The 17,866-nt window shown below is 72.5% G+C and carries 16 protein-coding genes, 1 other RNA gene and 1 pseudogene; 3 read left to right on the top strand and 15 right to left on the bottom strand.

Translation table 11 applies throughout. The annotated features are described in order from the left end of the window. Positions 1–203 (bottom strand): annotated as a pseudogene (locus tag GA0070215_RS29890) (IS701 family transposase); the annotation flags it as partial. Between the two features lie 340 nt (positions 204–543). On the opposite strand from GA0070215_RS29890, the gene GA0070215_RS23570 reads away from it, so the two are divergent. Continuing rightward, the gene (locus tag GA0070215_RS23570; protein ID WP_091049905.1) at positions 544–735 is read left to right on the top strand and encodes a hypothetical protein; all 192 of its coding nucleotides are present in this window, start codon (positions 544–546) and stop codon (positions 733–735) included. Positions 736–1,125: 390 nt separating this feature from the next. Here GA0070215_RS23570 and rnpB read toward each other — a convergent pair. Next, positions 1,126–1,534: RNase P RNA component class A (gene rnpB / locus GA0070215_RS23565), an RNA gene on the bottom strand. Positions 1,535–1,707: 173 nt separating this feature from the next. Between rnpB and GA0070215_RS23560 the strand changes: the two genes are divergently transcribed. After that, positions 1,708–2,469, top strand: coding sequence for a sulfite exporter TauE/SafE family protein (locus GA0070215_RS23560; RefSeq protein WP_091049901.1), 762 nt, complete (start codon positions 1,708–1,710; stop codon positions 2,467–2,469). Between the two features lie 438 nt (positions 2,470–2,907). Here GA0070215_RS23560 and GA0070215_RS29285 read toward each other — a convergent pair whose 3' ends face one another. From GA0070215_RS29285 to GA0070215_RS23515, 8 genes are all read right to left on the bottom strand, one after another. Further along, positions 2,908–3,297 carry an MFS transporter gene (locus tag GA0070215_RS29285; RefSeq protein ID WP_244167110.1) on the bottom strand — a complete coding sequence of 130 codons (390 nt, stop codon included), beginning with the start codon at positions 3,295–3,297 and terminating at the stop codon, positions 2,908–2,910. Positions 3,298–3,586: 289 nt separating this feature from the next. Next, complete coding sequence (gene mctP / locus GA0070215_RS23545; RefSeq protein ID WP_018787052.1) at positions 3,587–5,242, bottom strand: monocarboxylate uptake permease MctP; 1,656 nt, start codon at positions 5,240–5,242, stop codon at positions 3,587–3,589. After that, on the bottom strand, positions 5,242–5,484 hold the full coding sequence (locus GA0070215_RS23540; RefSeq protein ID WP_018787053.1) for a DUF3311 domain-containing protein: 243 nt from the start codon (positions 5,482–5,484) through the stop codon (positions 5,242–5,244). Before GA0070215_RS23540 ends, mctP begins: the two co-directional genes overlap by 1 nt. Positions 5,485–5,609: 125 nt before the next feature. Next, positions 5,610–6,782: a bifunctional RNase H/acid phosphatase gene (locus tag GA0070215_RS23535; RefSeq protein ID WP_091049897.1), complete on the bottom strand. Its 1,173-nt coding sequence runs from the start codon at positions 6,780–6,782 to the stop codon at positions 5,610–5,612. 5 nt (positions 6,783–6,787) lie between these two features. Then, complete coding sequence (locus tag GA0070215_RS23530; protein ID WP_018787055.1) at positions 6,788–7,525, bottom strand: zinc ribbon domain-containing protein; 738 nt, start codon at positions 7,523–7,525, stop codon at positions 6,788–6,790. Beyond that, positions 7,515–8,372, bottom strand: coding sequence for a Nif3-like dinuclear metal center hexameric protein (locus GA0070215_RS23525; protein ID WP_091049894.1), 858 nt, complete (start codon positions 8,370–8,372; stop codon positions 7,515–7,517). Before GA0070215_RS23525 ends, GA0070215_RS23530 begins: the two co-directional genes overlap by 11 nt. A gap of 88 nt (positions 8,373–8,460) precedes the next feature. Beyond that, positions 8,461–9,042 (bottom strand): flavoprotein, encoded by a 582-nt coding sequence (locus GA0070215_RS23520; protein ID WP_018787057.1) that lies wholly within the window; start codon positions 9,040–9,042, stop codon positions 8,461–8,463. After that, positions 9,039–10,268 (bottom strand): helix-turn-helix domain-containing protein, encoded by a 1,230-nt coding sequence (locus GA0070215_RS23515; RefSeq protein WP_026268286.1) that lies wholly within the window; start codon positions 10,266–10,268, stop codon positions 9,039–9,041. The genes GA0070215_RS23520 and GA0070215_RS23515 overlap by 4 nt, the downstream gene beginning before the upstream one ends. A 217-nt stretch (positions 10,269–10,485) precedes the next feature. Here GA0070215_RS23515 and GA0070215_RS23510 point away from each other — a divergent pair, with 217 nt between their 5' ends. Further along, positions 10,486–11,157, top strand: a complete 672-nt coding sequence (locus GA0070215_RS23510) for a bifunctional DNA primase/polymerase (protein ID WP_018787059.1) — start codon at positions 10,486–10,488, stop codon at positions 11,155–11,157. Positions 11,158–11,460: 303 nt separating this feature from the next. On the opposite strand, the gene GA0070215_RS23505 is transcribed toward GA0070215_RS23510, so the two are convergent. From GA0070215_RS23505 to GA0070215_RS23485, 5 genes are read right to left on the bottom strand one after another with little or no spacing between them, the layout of a single operon-like run. Next, entirely contained in the window at positions 11,461–12,192 is a 732-nt protein-coding gene (locus GA0070215_RS23505) for an FAD:protein FMN transferase (RefSeq protein ID WP_091049890.1), read from the bottom strand. 38 nt (positions 12,193–12,230) lie between these two features. Continuing rightward, positions 12,231–12,833: an FMN-binding protein gene (locus tag GA0070215_RS23500; RefSeq protein ID WP_091049887.1), complete on the bottom strand. Its 603-nt coding sequence runs from the start codon at positions 12,831–12,833 to the stop codon at positions 12,231–12,233. A gap of 13 nt (positions 12,834–12,846) precedes the next feature. Further along, positions 12,847–14,262 carry a ferredoxin reductase family protein gene (locus tag GA0070215_RS23495; RefSeq protein WP_091049884.1) on the bottom strand — a complete coding sequence of 472 codons (1,416 nt, stop codon included), beginning with the start codon at positions 14,260–14,262 and terminating at the stop codon, positions 12,847–12,849. After that, entirely contained in the window at positions 14,259–15,638 is a 1,380-nt protein-coding gene (locus GA0070215_RS23490) for a DUF1501 domain-containing protein (RefSeq protein WP_018787063.1), read from the bottom strand. The genes GA0070215_RS23495 and GA0070215_RS23490 overlap by 4 nt, the downstream gene beginning before the upstream one ends. An 8-nt stretch (positions 15,639–15,646) precedes the next feature. Further along, positions 15,647–17,731: a DUF1800 domain-containing protein gene (locus GA0070215_RS23485; RefSeq protein WP_091049880.1), complete on the bottom strand. Its 2,085-nt coding sequence runs from the start codon at positions 17,729–17,731 to the stop codon at positions 15,647–15,649. Positions 17,732–17,866 lie beyond the last annotated feature (135 nt).

Raw genomic sequence — 17,866 nt, 5'->3', positions numbered from 1 at the left:
CCCTCGGTGTCCCACACCGCACGGTTCAACAACCGCTGGGTCCGGTCCGGCGTGACGTCCCCGACGTACTCGGCGATGCTCCACCCGTTGCGCTTGGGCAACCTGCTCACCAGCGCCGACACGTACCGGCCCGCGTGCTGCCACGTCCGCGTCTGGACGAAGCACGACCGCACCCGCTCCAACAACTCGCCCCGTGCCCGCACCGCCCGGCCAGCCGTTACCCTGGCAGCAGCAGCCGCCTTCGATCTTGTCGTCCTCACAAACACATGATCAACAGGCGGCTGCGTCCACGTCGCATCACCCCACCGCATCCCACCAGGTCAGACCGCCAATGGCGGCTGCCGTACTAGAGGATCGGCGGGTCGATCAATTGCCGAATAGGTCTTTCTTGTATCAAGGCGCACCGCGCTCCGCGCGGTGCAGGGCGGCAAGCCCGGCCGGCGGCAAGCCGCCGGCCGCCTACGGCGCCGGGGCGGTGAGCCACCGACAGCCGCCGGGACACCGCCCTCACACCACACGACGGCAAAGTCCTACGGTCGCAGCATGGACGACTCGATCGAGCTGCGTCTCGACCTCGCCACCGCCGAGTACCTTCGCGTCGCGCTGTACGACCTGGGCGAGCATCAGGCCGCAGGCCGGCCGATTCCCTACTCGGACGCCGAGGCCAGTAGACGGCTCGGTGCCCTTCTGCGAGACCTGGATATCCGGTTGGGCGGCACCGGCAGATTCGCGTAGCCGGCCTACCAGCGAGCGGTACGGAAGCCGGCACCTCGACCGCCATCGGGGTCGGGGCTTCCGCCTGCCGCGCCAGTCCAACCCCGGGACTGGCTTGCCACCGAGTCACCGGGTCGCGGCACCAGCTCCACCGCCAGGGCGTGCCCGACCCTCCCCCACAGTCGCCGGCCCCACCCCGGAACCATCGAGCACAGGCCCGGAGACGGCCCACAGCGGCACAGCCAGCCCGACCCGAGAAGAGGTGGACTGAGCCCGCGCTCAGGGCGTCTCCAGGGCGTCAGGGCGTCGTCAGGGCGTCAAACGCCGGCCAAAGTTGACCAAGGACGACCATCGACGCCAGGACATAGAGCCAGCTCAGAGCCTCGGTCAGGTCTCTGAGCTGGTGGGCGACGGACGAGTCGACCTGTACGCCGGATTCTGTGACCGGCACGCCTGCAGGCGCACCGGCGGCGGCCATCCATCTCGGCCTGCCGTCGCCGGCAGGCTCCAGCGGCCTACCCGCAGACATCGGGCGGGCAGCCCTCAAGCGTCTGCGCGGGTCGTCATCTTGCGGTGACGGCCCTTTCTTGGCCTTGCTCCGGGTGGGGTTTACCGAGCCACCCCGGTCACCCGGGGTGCTGGTGGGCTCTTACCCCACCGTTTCACCCTTACCGTCCCGTTAAGGGCCGGCGGTCTGTTTTCTGTGGCACTGTCCCGCGGGTCACCCCGGGTTGCCGTTAGCAACCACCCTGCCCTGTGGAGTCCGGACGTTCCTCGGCGACGGGCCGGAGCCCGTCGACGCGACCGCCCGGTCGACTCGTCCGTCGCGCTTTCATCCTAACGACGCACCCGCCGCGCCCATTTCCACCCCGGCTCGCCAGTGCGCGCCTGCCACTTCGGGGAGGTGGCGGCATGAACCGGCCCTCGATACAGCCGCTTCCCCGAACTGGCGCGATGCGCACTCGCCGCCCGACCGACTAGCCTCGGGAGATCATGGATCTCTCCGACGCCGCGCTCCTGATCGCCGCCGGTCTCGCCGCGGGCACTGTCAACGCGGTGGCCGGTGGTGGCTCGCTGATCACGTTTCCGGCGCTGATCGCCACCGGACTGCCGCCGGTGGCGGCAAACGTCTCCAACTCGGTGTCGGTCTTCCCCGGGTACGTGGCGAGCGTGGCGGGCAGCCGGGTGGACCTGCCGCGCGGGCGGGAGCTGTGGTCGCTGCTGCCCACCGCCGTCGTCGGCCCGATCGCCGGATGCGTGCTGCTGCTGGCGACCCCGGCGCGGGCGTTCGAGCTGGTGGTGCCGTTCCTCGTGCTGGGTGCGACGTCGGTGCTCGCGTTCCAGGGTCCGCTGCGCCGGCTGGTCGGTCATCCGCAACGGTTGGGCGCGCGCCGCCGTACCGTCACGGCGCATACCATGGTCGCGGTCGGCACCGTGTACGGCGGCTACTTCGGCGCGGCGCTCGGGGTGATGCTGGTGGCCGGGCTGGCGCTGGTGCTGGACGCGACGCTGGCCCGGGTGTCGGCGGTGAAGAACCTGCTCTCGGCGGTGGTGGGCTTGACCACGCTCGTGGTGTTCGCCCTTTTCGGCCCGGTGAACTGGGCGGCCGTCGCGGTGGTCGCGCCGGCCACCCTGTTCGGGGGGTACGCGGGCGCGCGGCTGGCCCGCCGGCTCCCGCAGGTGGTGTGGAAGACGGTGATCGTGGCGTTCGGCACCGCCATCGGCTTCTACCTGCTGTGGCGCGCGCTGACCTGACACCGGCGGGCCCGGGCCGGAACCGGTGTACGCCTCCCCCACCGGCTCCTCCGGTGCGTGCTCGGCCCGGCGGGCGCCCCGGTTCCAGATGACCCGTTCGCGGTAGCCGGCCGCCATGAGGTGACCGAACGCGAGGTAGGAACGCCCCGGTGGCGGCGGCACGCCGGTCGGCGGAGCCGAGCGACATGGCGGCGCCGGTGGACGTGGCGAACCGGACCATGCAGATCAGCAGGCCGAGCAGTGCGACGCCGAGTGTCTGCACCGCGCCGATGCGGTGGGTGAGCCGGTGCCCGATGCGCAGGATGCCGGCGGCCAGGCCGAGGGCCCAGCCGGTGAACGCCAGGCCCAGCGGGATGACGTCGAGTCGCAGGAACAGCGGCGGGTAGCCGAGCACGACGAAGAAGACGAGGTTGTACGCGGCGGTGACCACGCACAGCGTCACGAACGCGGGCCTGCGGTAGGTGGAGACTGGCCGAGGCGTACCGGCTGTTGCCTGTTCGCCGGTTCGCGCAGCTTGCGGGCGGCGACGCCGAGCGCCAGCACCATGAACACGCCGCAGACGGAGAACGGCAGTCGCCAGCTCACCTCGCCGAGCAGGCCGCCGATCAGCGGGCCGACGGCGAAGCCGAGCCCGAGGGCGGTCTCGGACAGGCCGACCACCCGTTCCCTGTCGTTGGCCAGGTTGACCAGCATCACCATGGCGGTGGCGAAGAACATCGCGTTGCCCAGGCCCCAGACGCCGCGCAGCACGGAGAGCTGCACGATGTCGCTGCTGAACGAGGCTCCGATGGCGGCCAGGCCGACGACGGAGACGCCGGTGACGAGCACCGTTGGAGCCGAACCGCTCGCTGGCGAGCGTCGCCGGGATCATGCCGACGGCCGTGACCGCGATGTACGTGGTGAAGAGAGCGGGCTCCAGCGGATGGCCGCCGTCCGGGCGGCCCGCACCCGGTTGTACGGCGACATCCTCGCCGCCTGGCCCGAGGCGGACCGGGGACGCTCGCGGAGATGTTGCACCGCCTCAACGAGGCGCTCGACGCGCGCAACCGCCGTCGCTGAGGTGGTTGTTAGGAAGGGCCCCCTTCAATGCACGAGGCGTTAATAGGGGGCCCCTCCTTCACGCGACCGGTTCGTGCGCGGAGGCGGCGTCACGGTTGGCGCCGGGCGTCACGCGCGGGTCGCCCTCGTCGGCGAAGTAGTCGTCCGGCGTGGTCCCGTCCGGGCCGTCGGCCACCTTCGCCGCGCGCAGCACCAGCGTGAGCAGCGCGGCCACCACCAGGTTCACCAGCACCGCCACGATGCCGACATAGATGGTCTTCGGCGTGTCGAGACCGAACTTGTCCAGCGGGAACGCCGACCCGGCGAAGTGCTTCTTCCCGGTCGCCGGGTTGCCGATCTGGTAGAGCATCCACATGCCCAGGCCCATGCCGGCCGCCCAGCCGGCGATCAGCGCCCCCCGGTGGAACCAGCGGGTGTAGAGGCCCAGCGCCACCGCCGGCAGCGTCTGGAGGATGATCACGCCGCCGATGAGCTGAAGGTCGATGGAGAACTGCGGGTCGAGGAAGACGATGCAGGCCACCGCGCCGACCTTCACCACCAGCGAGGTGATCTTCGAGACGTTCGCCTCCTGCGCCGGGGTGGCGTCCCGCTTCAGGTACTCCTTGTAGATGTTGCGGGTGAACAGGTTCGCCGCCGCGATCGACATGATCGCCGCGGGCACCAGCGCGCCGATGCCGATGGCGGCGTACGCCACCCCGGCGAACCAGTCCGGGAACTGCTGGTCGAACAGCAGTGGCACCACCGTGTTGCCGTCGGTCGTGCCCTCCTTCGCGCCGGGCAGCGGCTTCACGTTGGCCGCGATGGCCATGTAGCCGAGCAGCGCGATCAGCCCCAGCAGCAGGCTGTACGCGGGCAGCGCGGACATGTTCCGCTTGATCACGTCGCGGTTCCGGCTGGCCAGCACACCGGTGATGCTGTGCGGGTAGAGGAACAACGCCAGCGCCGAGCCGAACGCAAGCGTCACGTACTGGATCTGGTTGTTCTGGTTGAGCAGGATGCCGTCGCCGGGCGCGGGTGACGCCTGGAACTTCGCGTCGGCCGCGTCGAAGATGGCGCCCCAGCCGCCGAGCTTGTACGGCAGCCAGATCACCGCGACCAGGATCACGACGTAGATCAGCGAGTCCTTGACGAACGCGATGAGCGCCGGGGCGCGCAGGCCGGACTGGTACGTGTACGCGGCCAGGATCGCGAACGCGATGATGATCGGCAGGTGCCGGGCCAGCGCGGTGTCCCCGGTGACGCCCATGGTCTTCAGCACCGCCTCGATGCCGACCAGCTGCAACGCGATGTACGGCATGGTGGCGACGATTCCGGTGATGGCGACCAGCAGCGCCAGGATCGGCGAGCCGAACCGGTTGCGGACGAAGTCGGCCGGGGTGACGAACCCGTGCCGGTGCGAGACCGACCAGAGCCGGCACAGCACCAGGAACACCAGCGGGTAGATGACGATCGTGTACGGCACGGCGAAGAAGCCCGCCGCGCCGGCCCCGAAGATCAGCGCCGGGACCGCCACGAACGTGTACGCGGTGTAGAGGTCACCGCCGACCAGGAACCAGGTGATCCAGCCGCCGAAGCTGCGCCCGCCCAGCCCCCACTCGTCCAGGTGGGCCATGTCCGTCGGCCTGCGCCACCGGGCCGCCACGAAGCCCATGGCGCTGACCAGCAGGAACAGCAGCGTGAAGACGATGATCTCGGTGAGGTGGTCCCGCCACATCAGTGGTCACCCCGCTTCTTGGTCATCTGGTAGACCAGCGTGGTGGTGCCGACGCCCAGCAGGATCCAGACCAGTTGCAGCCAGTAGAAGCGGGGGAACCCGAACAGGCGGGGCGAGTCGGCGTTGAACAGTGCCGGGATCAGCGGCACCACGATCGGGATGAAGAGCAACCAGTTCCAGGGACTCTTGTCCTTCGCCCTGGATCGCGCCGTGTCGAGCGCCTCCGGTTCCGGTGCGGACATGTGACACCCTCCGGGCATTCGTAGCGGGCCATTGACGGCCGGAGGCTACGACCCTGTGACGGGGGTCACGTCCGATCAGGTGATGTCGATGCGCCGAACGGCCGCCGGCATGCGCCGAACGGCCGTCAGACGTCCGTGAGGTGCGAGGTGTCGTTCACCGAGCGGACCGCGACGCCGCCGTCCGGGTACAGGTCCAGCACCGAGATGCCCGCCGTGTCCAGGTAGAGCCGGTGCAGGAACGCGTCTCCGGCGGCGAGCGCGTCGCGCAGCACCAGCTTGATCGGCGAGACGTGGGAGACCACCACGACCGTCTCCCCCGGGTACGCCGACCGTAGCCGGTCGACCGCCCGCCCGGTCCGCTCGGCGACCGTCACGAACGACTCGCCCCGCGGCGGGGCCACCCGGGTGGAGGCGAGCCAGGCGTCCAGCTCGGCCGCCCAGCCCTCGCGTACCTCGGCGAACGTGTGCCCCTCCCAGACCCCGAAGTCGCACTCGATCAGGTCGTCGTCGGTGCGTACCGGCGGGTTGCCGACCTGCGCGGCGACCGCCTCGGCGGTGGCCGTGCACCGCGACAGCGGGGAACTGACCACTGCCGCGACGGACGGCGCCAGCGCGGCCACCCGGGCGGCGGTGGCCCGGGCCTGGGCCCGGCCGCGCTCGGTGAGCGCCACGTCGCCCCGGCCGGAGTAACGCTTCTGCACGGTGCGCTCGGTCTCGCCGTGCCGCACCAGGATCAGCCGGGTGGCCTCCTCGGTCGGGCGCGGCTCCCAGGAGGCCGGCGTGGTGGCCGGGTCGGTGCCGGTGGCCCGCACGACCGCCGCCTCCCGTACGCCCGGCTCGGGCGCGGCCACGCCACGCGGTACGACCTCGGCCGGTGCGGCGCCGGATGCGGCGGCGTCCATGGCCGCGTTGGCCAGGGCGTCGGCGTGCCGGTTGCGGTCGCGGGGCACCCAGGTGAACCGTACGGCGGCGAACCGGCTGACCAGCCCGGCGGCCTGGGCCGCGAGCGGGCGCAGCCCGGGGTGTTTGATCTGCCAGCGGCCGCACATCTGCTCGACCACCAGCTTGGAGTCCATCCGCGCCTCGACCTCGGCCGCGCCCAGCTCGGCGGCGGCCTCCAGCCCGGCGATGAGGCCCCGGTACTCGGCGACGTTGTTCGTCGCCGTACCGATCGACTCGGACCGCTCGGCCAGCACCTCACCGGACTCCGGATCACGGACCACCGCGCCGTAGCCGGCCGGGCCGGGGTTGCCCCGGGAACCGCCGTCGGCCTCGATCACGACCGCGCGCACCGCCACGGCGGCTACAGTCCCGACTCGTTGGTCCGGACCATGATCCGCCGGCAGTCCTCGCAGCGGACCACGTCCTCCGGGTCGGTCTTGCGGATGCGGGCCAGATCGGCACCCGACAGCTCCAGCCGGCAGCCGCCGCAGCGACCACCGGTCAGCAGCGCGGCACCCAGGCCGGTGTCCTCGCGGATCTTGTCGTAGAGGCCGACCAGGTCCGACGGGAGGTCACCGGCGAGCGGCTGGCGGGCGGAGCGCTTGAAATCCTCCTCCTTGGCGATCTCCGCCAGGGTCTCGTCGCGGCGCTGCTCGGTCGCGGCGCGGCGCTCGCGGGCCGCCGCGATCCGGCTCTCCACGCCGTCGAGCACACCCTGCGCGGTCTCCCGCTGCTCCATCAGCTCCAGCTCGGCGTCCTCCAGGTCGCTCTGCCGGCGGTTCAGCGAGACCAGCTCGTGCTGGATCGCCTCCAGCTCCCGGGCCGGGCCGCTGCCCGAGGCCAGCCGGGCCTCGTCCTTGCTCTTGCGCGCCCGCACCTGGTCGACGTCCTTCTCGATCCGGGCGATGTCCCGGTCCAGGTCGTCGACTGCCACCTGGGCGCGGACCCGCTCGTCCTCCAGCGCGGACAGCTCACGCGCCAGGGCCTCCAGCTCGGCGCGCTCCGGCAGGGTGCGGCGGCGGTGCGCGAGCTGGGCCAGCGTGGTGTCGATCGCCTGGAGGTCGAGCAGGCGGCGCTGCACCTTCGGGTCAGCCTTCACGTCGGGGCTCCTTGTCGTCCGGCCGGGGCGCGGCGGCGTGCACGGTCCACGGGTCGGTGTCCAGGTCGGACACCACGGTCTCGACGTCCAGCTCGGCGGCCAGGTAGGCGGCCAGGTCGTCCAGCCAGGGTCGCTCCGTCGCCCAGTGGGCGGCGTCCAGCAGCGCCGGGCCACCGGCGGCGAGGTGTTCCCCGGCCGGGTGGTGACGCAGGTCCGCGGTGAGGAACGCGTCCACCCCGGCCGCGGTCGCCTCGGTGAGGAAGCCGTCCCCCGAGCCGCCGCTGACGGCGAGGGTACGAACCATACGCCCGGGATCCCCGGCGGCGCGAACTCCCCAGGCGGTGACCGGGAGCACGGCGGCGGCCAGCCGGGTCAGCTCGGCGAGCGTCATCGGGGTGGGCAGCTCACCGATGCGGCCGATGCCCCGGCCGGGCCCGGCCGCGGGCGAGCCGGGGCGGGGCGGGTGCAGCGGGCGTAGCCCGGTCAGCCCGAACCGGGCGGCGAGCGCGTCGGACACTCCCGGGTCGGCCACGTCGGCGTTGGTGTGCGCCACGTGCAGCGCGACGTCCGCCTTGATCAACCGGTGCACGATCCGGCCCTTGTACGTGGTGGCGGCCACCGACGAGACGCCGCGCAGCAGCAGCGGATGGTGCGCGACGATCATGTCCGCGCCGGCGTCGAGCGCCTCGTCCACGGTCTCCGGGACCACGTCCACCACGCAGGCGACCCGGTGCACCGGGCGGTCGGGCTCGCCCAGCACCAGGCCGACCCGGTCCCACTCCTCGGCCCAGGCGGGCGGATAACGGCGGTCCAGCGCGGCCACGACGCCGGCGACTGTTGTGCTCACGGGCGGCCAGCTTACCGGCGTCCGGGCCGGTACACGCCGAGCGCCGCCGAGCGTGGCTCCCGGGCGCGCCGGGAGCCACGCTCGCGCCTCAGCCGACCGGGGCGACCGGGCGGTCCGCGCCGCGCAGGGCGGCCAGGCCGGCGTCCCAGGGGAAGGCGTCCGCGTGCCGCTCCCCCGTGCCGGGCGGGTGCAGGCGTACGACGTGGTCGCCGAAGACCACCCGGACGCCCCACTGCGAGAGCCGGTCGAGGCCGGCCCGGAACGCCGGGTGCGCGGCCATCGCCTCGTTCGTGTACGGGACGGCGGCGATCGGCACCCCCATCCCCTGCGCCTCGACCAGCAGGCCCAGCGCCAGTGTGTCGGTGATGCCGACCGCCCACTTGTTGATCGTGTTGACGGTGGCCGGGCACACCAGAATCGCGTCGGCCGGGGGCAGCACGTCCGGGTCACCCGGGTTCTTGTAGTGCGTACGGACCGGATGGCCGGTCTGCCGGGCCAGCTCCGTCCGGTCGACGAACTTCGCGCCGTCCGGCGTGGTGACCACGCAGACCGTCCAGCCCTCCCGCTGGGCGAGGTCGACCAGCCGGCCGACGTGACGGGCCAGCGGCGAACCGCAGGCGATGACGTAGAGCACCCGCCGGTGCCCGTTGGCGGTCTCCGGACCGCTCATACTCCGACTCCCATGTGTTCAGCCAACTCCGCGATCGGCGGAGGCGGCGCACCACGTGTGCGACGGAGAATCTCGGACATCAGTTCGTGCGCTATCGGCCGGCACCGGATCTCCGACGGCGCGAGCCGGTCGCCGCGCAGCAGCATGTCCCCGGCGTTGGCGACGTCACCGATCTGGGAGTAGCCCCGGGCCAGGTCGAGCAGGTGGTGTGCGCGCCGCTCCGGCAGCAGCGCGTTGAACGCGGGCTCGGCCAGCCGCAGGTGGGTCTCCACCGCCCGGCCGCCGTCGCCCAGCTCGACCGCCGCCGCCGCGCGGTGCAGTTCCAGGTTGGTCGGGCCGAAGGAGGTCCAGTAGTGGTTGTGGTCGCCGCCGAGCAGCCTGGCCGCCTCTTCGGCACCGGTGAGCAGGTCGTCCACGGTCGCCGAGTCGCCGATCCGGGCGGCCGCCATCGCGCCCTGGAGCAGCAGCATGCCGTACACGGAGATCCGTTCCGGCCCGACGTCGTTGTCGCCGCCGGGCGCGAGCCGGCCCGCGATGCGGACGTTGAGCTCCAGCGCCGGGCGGGGGCGGCCCATCGCGACGAGCGCGTTGCAGACCCTCGTGGTGGCGATGCCGGCCAGCAGCGGGTCGTCGGCCCGCTGGGCCACCGCCATCGACCGGTCGGCGGCGAGCCAGGCGAGGTCGCACTCGCCGAGCTTGCGCAGCACCGAGGAGGCGATCTGGTAGACCTGCCCGAGCAGGTGGGCGGCCTCGCGTACCTGGTCGTCACCGGCGTAGCCGGCGTCCGCCGCCTGGGCGTCGCGCAGCAGCTTGGGCAACGCGCGGGTGAGCATGCCGTAGCGGCCGTACTGGTAGGTCAGCCAGGCGTGGTTGACGGCCTTGCGCATGTCGGCCAGCGGCGGGGGGTAGGGCGCCGCGTCGAAGTAGGCGCTCATCGAGTCGTACCGCTCCAGGGCGGTGCGGATCTCCTCCACCTCGACCTGGTCGATGCAGTTGAGCGCGTCGGTACGCCGCTCCGGATCCTTGCCGTGCAGCAACTGCACGTCGATCTGGAGAATGTCGGCGATCTCGTAGAGCACGGAGAACTTGTCCAGCCGGCGGACGCCGCGCTCCACCTTGTCCACCCAGCTCTTGGACTTGCCGAGCCGGTCGGCGAAGACCTGCTGGGACATCTTGCGGCGACTCCGCCAGTACGCCACCCGCCGGCCTATGGGCAGTTCGTCCATTCCTGCTCCCTCCCCCTCACGGCCCCGGCCGTTCCCCCCACGTCCCTCAGGCTCGCGCCGATCGCACAGGTTGTGCGTCCACCGTCCAGCCAGTTCTCGTAGTTTTCGTGCAAGTTGCACCGACCGTTAGTCACCTCAACGAGCGTGGGTGACGGCAGTGACGGCTTTCGACATGTGGCTTGTGGACGGTTCGGCGGGACCAGAGGGGACGGCAGACATGTGGAGGAACGTCCGGCCGCGCGTCGCTCACCTGTCGCCGCTGGAACGGGTCCGGCTGCGCCGCGTCGCGGTGCGGTACGCGCTGCACGGCTGGCCGGTCACCCCCGGCGCCTGCCTGGCCAACAGCCGGTTCGTCTGCGGCCGGGCCGGCTGCCCGACGGTGGGCTGCCACCCCGCCCTGGAGGACTGGGAACACGGCGCCAGCGCCGACCCGGCCCGCGTGGCCACCTGGTGGCGCAGCCGCCCGCACGGCATCCTGCTGCCCACCGGCCGCGCCTTCGACGTCCTGGAGGTCGCCACCCACCTGGGCCGGCAGGTCCTGGACGCGGTCGCCACCCATCCCGCCGGTTTCGGCGTACGCGGACCGGCGCTGGTCACCCCGACCGGCCGCTGGATGTTCCTGGTCCGGCCCGGCGACCCGCTGCGGCCCGAGCTGGAGCACTGCTTCCACGTGGTACGCCACGGACCCGGCTCGTGGATCCCCGCTCCACCGACCCGGCTGCCCGAGGGGACGGTGCGCTGGGTGGTCGCCCCGGAGCAGGCACGCTGGCAGCTACCCGACTCCTACCTGGTGCAGAACGCGCTGATCGCCGCGTTACGGGCGGCCGGGGTGACGCTCGGCGCCGACCTGTTCCCCGGCCACCTCCCGCTGCCCCGCCGGGGCCGCTGACGATCCTCCTGGCCATGGCCGGTCCGGTGACCCGGACGGGTGGCGGACAGCGACCTCCCCGGCACCGGACTCGTTGAACCTGGCGAGGGCGCGCGTGCGCCAGAGCGGGGGTTTGACCATGTCCAGGGACGACGCTGCCCGCCACACCGGCGGTACCGAGCCGGCGCGGCCCCGCCGCCGCCTGCACCCGTGGGCCTTCACCCGCCCCCTGGGCGTACGGCCCGGCCGCCCCCGCCCGACGGGCTCCCGCCCCGCCATCCTCCACCGCCCCCTCCGCTGACCTCGACGGGGCGAGGGGGCGGGTCAGGAAGGCGGGAGGGTGGGGAGGGTGCGGGAGTGGTGCAGGTGGGAATCCTCCGTCACCACGGCGTGCTGCCAGGGGGACGGTAGGCGGTCCAGCCAGGCCAGGCCCGGTTCGCCCATGGCGACCGCCGCTGTCGCGTACGCGTCGGCCACACCCAGGTCCGGACCCACCACTGTCACCGAGCGCAGGCCGGTCGCCGGTACGCCCCGCCGCGGGTCCAGCACGTGGTGGCCGCGCTCGTACACGCCCGAGGTGGCGACCGCCAGGTCGGTGCCGGTCAGCACCAGACAGGTCGCCGCCGCCTCCCACGGATGACGCACCCCGATCCGCCACGGTTCACCTGTCGCGTCGTGGCCGCGTACCCGCACGTCGCCGCCCGCGTTCACGCAGTGGTTCGGCGCACCCGCGGCCACCAGCCGGTCCGAGGCGACCTGCGCCGCCCAGCCCTTCACGTAGCCGGACGGATCGAGCCGCCCGGTCGCGTACGCGTCGAAGAACCCGTCGGTGGCGGTCCACAGGTCGGCGCAGGCCGCGAGCACCTCCCGCAGGTCGGCGGAGGCGTCGGCGACCCGCAACTCGCCCCGGTCGACCCGGCACACCTCGCTGTCGTCGCGGTACGTGCTGAACCGCGCGTCCACCTCGCGCAGCCAGCCGAACGTCTCCCCGGCCAGATCGTGCAGGGTGTCCAAGGGCAGGTCGTCGGCCAGGTCGAGGCTGATCGCCGTACCCATGATGTGTTCGACCCGGCGCAGGCCGGGACGAACAGCCGTCACGCCTTGTCCAGCGCGGCCTGCAACGCCTGCTGGTACGCGGTGCTGGTGTAGGTGGCCCCGGACACGGTGCTCAGGTTCGCGCTCTGCCGGGCCACCACCTCGCCGGAGGTACCGCTGTAGCGGGCCTGCACGTCGTCGCTGCGCTGCCCGGACTGCCCGCCCAGCGGCAGACCGATCCCCGTGGCGTCGACGATCCGGCTGCCACTGAGCGTGATCCGGACCTGGAGCGAGCCGTAATCGTAGCTGACCGACGGCCCGGTCACCGTGCGGGTGGCGACCTTCGGCGCGCTGGTGGTGGTCCGGGGCGCGGCGGGCGCGGTGCTGGTGCTGGTGCGGGTGCCGCCCCGGCTGGCCGCGCTGCGCTCGGCGGACGGCTTCGGCGTGGGTTTCGCCGAAGTCCGCGGCGACGGGGTGACGACGGCGGGCGCGGAGCCGGTGGGCGACGGCGGCTCGGGCGCGGCCGAACCGCCCGGGGCGACCGGGGCGAGCGCGGTCGGCACGTCCTGGGCTGACGAACCGACACCCGGCGCGCCCTTGAGCACCACCAGTGCGGTGGTGCCGGCGGCCAGGCCGGTGATCGCGAGCAGCGCGCGACGCATCGTTTACGCCTTTCTACAGCTCGAACGCGGTCAGGTGGATCTGGCGGCGGGGCACGCCTGCCGCCCGCAGCGCGGCGACCGCCTCGTCGACCAGGCCGCCGGGACCGCACAGATAGACGTCGCGGCGGGTCAGGTCGGGCACCAGGCGGCGCAGGCCCTCGGGGTTCATCACCTGGCGGGGGCCGGGGTCGTCGCGGCGGCCGACGACGTACCAGACGGACGTCTGCCGGGCCTGCGCGAGCCAGTCCAGCTCCTGGTGCAGCAGCACGTCGGCCGGGGTACGCGCGCGGTAGATCAGCGCCGCGCCGGGCGGCAGCTCCTCGAGCATCGCCCGCAGCGGCGCGATGCCGCTGCCCCCGGCGATGAGCAGCGCCCGTTCCCGGGTGCGGTGCGCGGCGGTGAACGTGCCCGAGGGGCCCTGCGCCCAGACCCGGGTACCGGGCGTGAGGTCGCGCAGTTCGGCGGTGTACCCGCCGACGACCTTGACGGTGATCCGCAGCCAGCGGTCGTTGGCGGCGGCGGAGACGGAGAACGGGTGCGACTGCCACCAGCAGCCGGGGTTGAGGAACCGCCAGCGGAAGAACTGCCCGCCGAGCAGGTCGATCTGGTTGAGCCGCTGCCCGGTCAGGTAGACCGAAACGGTGTCCGGGCTCTCCGCCACCACGTCGGCGACGCGCAACCGGTGCCGCAGGTTGAACACCAGCGGCGCGAGCACCCGGCCCCACACCAGCGCGGCCACGACCAGCAGGTACGCGGCGATCCAGCCGGTACGCACCGGGCCGGACTCGTAGAGCTGCGCGCCGTTGCTGAACTGGTGCGCGTAGCCGAGCAGCAGCGTGAGGTAGCTCGCGGCGTGCAGCAGCCGCCACAGCTCGTACGGCAGGCGGCGCCGCACGGCGCGTACCGCGGTGAACGCGACAGCGACCAGGATGCCCGCGGCGGCGAACGCGGAGACCATGTCCTCGTAGTCGGTCAGCAGCGCGCCGACCTCGCCGAGCACCGTCCTGCGTTCCTGACGGGAGTAGCCGACCACCACCAGCGACATGTGCGCGAGCACCGCCACCAGCAGCGTCGCGCCGAGATCCCGGTGCAGCCGGGAGATCCGCTCGCCGCCCAGCGCGCGTTCCAGCACGCCCAGCCGGCTCATCATCAGCACCTGCACCAGCAGCAGGTAGCCGGCGATCAGCCCGGTGATCCGGCCACCGGCGGTGAGCAGGTCGGCGGTGTCGGCGAGCGATCCGGCCGGGGTGTCCAGCCACCACGGCACGACCGCGGCGACCAGGCCCAGCCAGAAGGCCACCGCCAGCGCACGCCGGCCGCCGGGTCCGCGGCGCGGACGACCCGTGGGTACGGGGGCAGCCGGATGGCCGCCGTACGGGGCGGAGTGCCCGGTACGGCGGCCGGCGGCGCGGGTGTCCTGGTACGTCACGCGTAGATCTTGACCGGGGTGAACTTCTGCCGGGGGAAGACCTTGTCCACCTCAGCGGCGGTCAGGCCGAATCGGCCCTGCGCGACGGACCCGTAGACGTTGAACATGTTGTTGTATTCCGGCACGTCGCCGCTGTCCAGCTTGTCCAGTCCGTTCCAGGTGCCGAGCAGCGAACCGGCGAGCTTGCGGCCGGACAGCACGGTGACCACGCCGCCGTGCCCGTGGTCGGTGCCGCCACCGTTCGAGCCGACCCGCCGGCCGAACTCGCTGGACACCATGATGGTCACGTCGGCCGCCCGGTCGCCCAGGTCGGTGAAGAACGCGGCCATGGCGTTCGCCAGCTCGTTGAGCCGCCGCCAGAGCTGGCCACCCTCGCGGGTGCCCTGGTTCTCGTGGGTGTCGTAACCGCCCATGCCGACGGTGGCGACCCGCACGTTCGCGCCGCCCTTGATGAGCTGGGCGAGCTGCTTGAACGCGTTCCCGACGCCCTGGTACTCGACGCCTTCGGCGGCGGCGTACGGCTTGGCGGCGAGCTTCTGCGCGGTGGCCAGCGCGCCCATGCCCTCCTGCACCGCCTCCTCGACCGGGTGGTTGATGCCGGTGAACAGGCCGCGGATGGCCTTCTCGGTGGCCGCCCGGTACTTGTCGTCGCCGTTGAGCCGCAGGTCGCCGACGCTGTTGAGGGAGATCGCGCCGTTCACGCCGACCAGCGAGCGGGGCAGCGTGCTGCCGATGCCAACGCTGCGGAACGCGGTGCCCTTGCCGAGCGAGTCGACCAGACTGTCCAGCCAGCCCCGGCCACCGGTCTCACCGGGCAGGCCGCCCAGGTTGCAGGCGTCGGCGGCCTGGAAGTGGCTGCGGGACAGCCGCGGGTCGGACACGGCCGGCACGAAGCCGAGCTGCCCGGCCTTGAGCCACTTGTCCAGCGGCGCGAACGCGCTGGTGAGCTTGAAGCCGCGGGCCAGCGCCAGCGAGTCCTCACCGAGCAGCAGTTCGGGGCGGGCCTTGGCGAGCACCGGGTCGTTCGCCGGTGCGACCAGGCTCAGCCCGTCCAGGCCGCCGTAGAGGAAGACGTGGATCAGCGTGCCGGTCTTGGTCGCGGCGAACGACGCCGAGGTGGTGACGAACTGGGCGGTCGCCAGCGCGGTGGCGGTCGCGGCGGCACCGGCGACGAAGGTACGCCGGGTGACGCCCCGGCCGTCCTGCTGCGCCTCCTCGATCTCCTCCAGCCGGCGGTACCGGTCGGCCTCGGCCGCGTTCTCGGCCGCGACGATGTCCGCCTCAGCGCGCAGCAGCGCCTCGGCCGGGTTGTCCGCGAGCCGCCGCAGGTCGGGGCATTCGGGGTGCAGGGGGTACGGGTTCACGGTCATCTCCATCGAATGCCTCACCGGAGGTGGTGCTGGGGGGACGCGAGGATCGTCCGCGCGACAGCGGCGATGGCCCCGTTGAAGGTGGCGTCGACCTTGGCGCTCTCGGCCACGCCGGCCACGGCTAGCACGAGCGACTTCTCCTTGGCGCTGAGCTTCTGCTGCACCAGCCGCTGGGCCAGCGCGTCCACGTACGCCCCGGCGGTGGACGGCGGCTTCGCCACCAGCTTCTCCGGCTTGACGAAGGTGAACTGCTTGCGCCGGCCGGCGATCAGGTCGCCCGCCTCGTTCCAGCCGTCGATCATGGTGCCGGCCGAGGTCCAGGCCAGGTAGACGTCGGCGTAGCCGTCCGGGGTGGGCTTGCCCATCGGGTACTGGCCGAGTTCGCGCATCTTGTCCTGGATCTGCCGCAGGCCCTGCGCGAACGGGGTGCGCCGCTGGTCGCCGGAGAATCCGGGGGCCGCGTCCGGCGAGACGCCGAGCGCCCGGTACGTGGCGACCAGGTACTCCATCGGGCGGCGTACCTTCTGGCCGACCGCGGCCCAGAACTCCGACGAGCTGAACAGCGTCGCCAGCACCGGGCGGATCTGACCCTTGTTCGTGGTGTACGCCTTGGCGAGCCGGTCCACCACGGACTTCGGCGGGGTGTCGGAGACGAACCGGGTGGCTAGGTTCTGTGCCACGTACCGCGCGGTCGACGGGTGCGTCGCGATGTAGCGGATGTACGAGTCGATGACCTTGTCGGCGGCCACCGGATCGTCGGAGTTGTTGGCGTGGCTGAACCCGAGGATCTGCACCTTGCCGAGGTAGTGCCGCTCGGCGAAGAACTTGTACTTGCCGTCGGCGACACCGCGTCCGGTCTGGAGCAGCGCGGCCTGGCGGACGTCCTTCTCGGTGTAGCCGCCGTCGACGCCGACCGAGTACAGCTCCAGGTTCTCCCGGGCCAGGTTCTCGTTGACCGCGTTCCTACGGGAGTCGACCTGGTTCAGGTAGAGCAGCAGCGCCGGGTGCTTGTTCGCGGCGACGAGCATCTCCGGGTAGCTGCCGAGCGCGTGTTTGCGGATGACGTCCCGGTCGAACGCGTTGCGGTAGTTCTCCCCGCCGTCGAAGTCGGCGGCGACGTGCAGGAAGTCGTTCCAGAAGTCGACCATCACCTCGAACAGCTGCCGGTCGGACCAGATCTGCCGGGCGATGGTCGCGTCCACCGTCTCCCGGGCCGGGTCGACGCGCTTTTCCTTGAGCTGCTCACGCTGGTCGCGCAGCTGCGTCGGGCTGAGCTTGAGCGACTGCAGCTCGGCCAGCTTCAGCTCGGCCCTGGTCGGGGTGATCTTCTCCGGCTGGAGCTGCTCGCGCAGCCAGTCGTCGATGCCGACGCGCTTGACCTCGGCCATCATCTCCGACGTCGGACCGAAGGTGGTCCGGCTCAGCAGGTGCCGGATCGGATCCTTGGCGAGGACCGTCTTGACCGTCACCTTGGTCGCCGCGGCGGCCTCGGCCGGGCTGCCGTAGAGCTGGCCGCCGGACGGCGCGTTGCGCTTGAGCGCCTCACCGGCCCGGGAGCCCATGTAGCTCTCGTTCTGCTCGGTGTAGGTCCGTACCGTGCTCGGCTGCTGGCCGCTGGGCCGGGCGGCGCTGCCGTCGGTGGTCACGGTGCCGGTGGCGTCACCGGCCGGCGCGTCACCGAACAGGCCGCGCACCTGCGGGGACATCGCCAGGGCGGCGCCACCGGCGACCACCACGGCGCCGCCGAGGGTGGCGAGCGCCCGGCGGCGGCCCCGCTTCGGGGCCTCGTCGCCGTCGTCGTCCAGGTCGGGCAGTCCACCGCCGGGCGGCGGGCCGTACCCGCCGGCAGGCTGGGCGTAGCCGCCGGCCTGGGGGTAGCCGCCGGCCTGGGCGTAGCCGCCGGGCTGGGGGTAACCGGCGGGGGCGGGCGCGGCGGGGGCGAAGCCGTTCGGCCCGACCCACTGCGGCCCCGCGGCGGGCTGGGCACCGGCGTACGGCGCGGCGTGCGGGTCGCGGTACCCGTCCGGATGGGGGTGCTGGTATCCGTCCCAGCCGCGGTCGTCCCGGGGGCGACGCGGTGGCACGTTCAGGTCGGCCATGTACCTATCCCGTTTTCTTCGAGCGCCGGCTCGCCTGCCACCCGGGGGGTCGGGTGTCGCAGGGGCGGCGACGGTTGCCGGAGAGTTGCCTACGGAAATTAGCCATGCGGTCCCGGCAGCTCAAGGCACGCCGGA

The sequence above is a fragment of the Micromonospora marina genome, from assembly GCF_900091565.1.
GTDB lineage: Bacteria > Actinomycetota > Actinomycetes > Mycobacteriales > Micromonosporaceae > Micromonospora > Micromonospora marina.
This window is presented reverse-complemented; position numbering and strand designations above follow the sequence as displayed.

Bases quoted from the DNA above. Each gene is read 5' to 3' on its own strand.
- GA0070215_RS23505 (WP_091049890.1), bottom strand. From the start codon at position 12,192: ATGGGTACGGCGATCAGCCTCGACCTGGCCGACGACCTGCCCTTGGAC.
- GA0070215_RS23485 (WP_091049880.1), bottom strand. From the start codon at position 17,731: ATGGCCGACCTGAACGTGCCACCGCGTCGCCCCCGGGACGACCGCGGC.
- GA0070215_RS23500 (WP_091049887.1), bottom strand. From the start codon at position 12,833: ATGCGTCGCGCGCTGCTCGCGATCACCGGCCTGGCCGCCGGCACCACC.
- GA0070215_RS23560 (WP_091049901.1), top strand. From the start codon at position 1,708: ATGGATCTCTCCGACGCCGCGCTCCTGATCGCCGCCGGTCTCGCCGCG.
- GA0070215_RS23490 (WP_018787063.1), bottom strand. From the start codon at position 15,638: ATGGAGATGACCGTGAACCCGTACCCCCTGCACCCCGAATGCCCCGAC.
- mctP (WP_018787052.1), bottom strand. From the start codon at position 5,242: ATGTGGCGGGACCACCTCACCGAGATCATCGTCTTCACGCTGCTGTTC.
- GA0070215_RS23570 (WP_091049905.1), top strand. From the start codon at position 544: ATGGACGACTCGATCGAGCTGCGTCTCGACCTCGCCACCGCCGAGTAC.
- GA0070215_RS23540 (WP_018787053.1), bottom strand. From the start codon at position 5,484: ATGTCCGCACCGGAACCGGAGGCGCTCGACACGGCGCGATCCAGGGCG.
- GA0070215_RS23515 (WP_026268286.1), bottom strand. From the start codon at position 10,268: ATGGACGAACTGCCCATAGGCCGGCGGGTGGCGTACTGGCGGAGTCGC.
- GA0070215_RS23510 (WP_018787059.1), top strand. From the start codon at position 10,486: ATGTGGAGGAACGTCCGGCCGCGCGTCGCTCACCTGTCGCCGCTGGAA.
- GA0070215_RS23520 (WP_018787057.1), bottom strand. From the start codon at position 9,042: ATGAGCGGTCCGGAGACCGCCAACGGGCACCGGCGGGTGCTCTACGTC.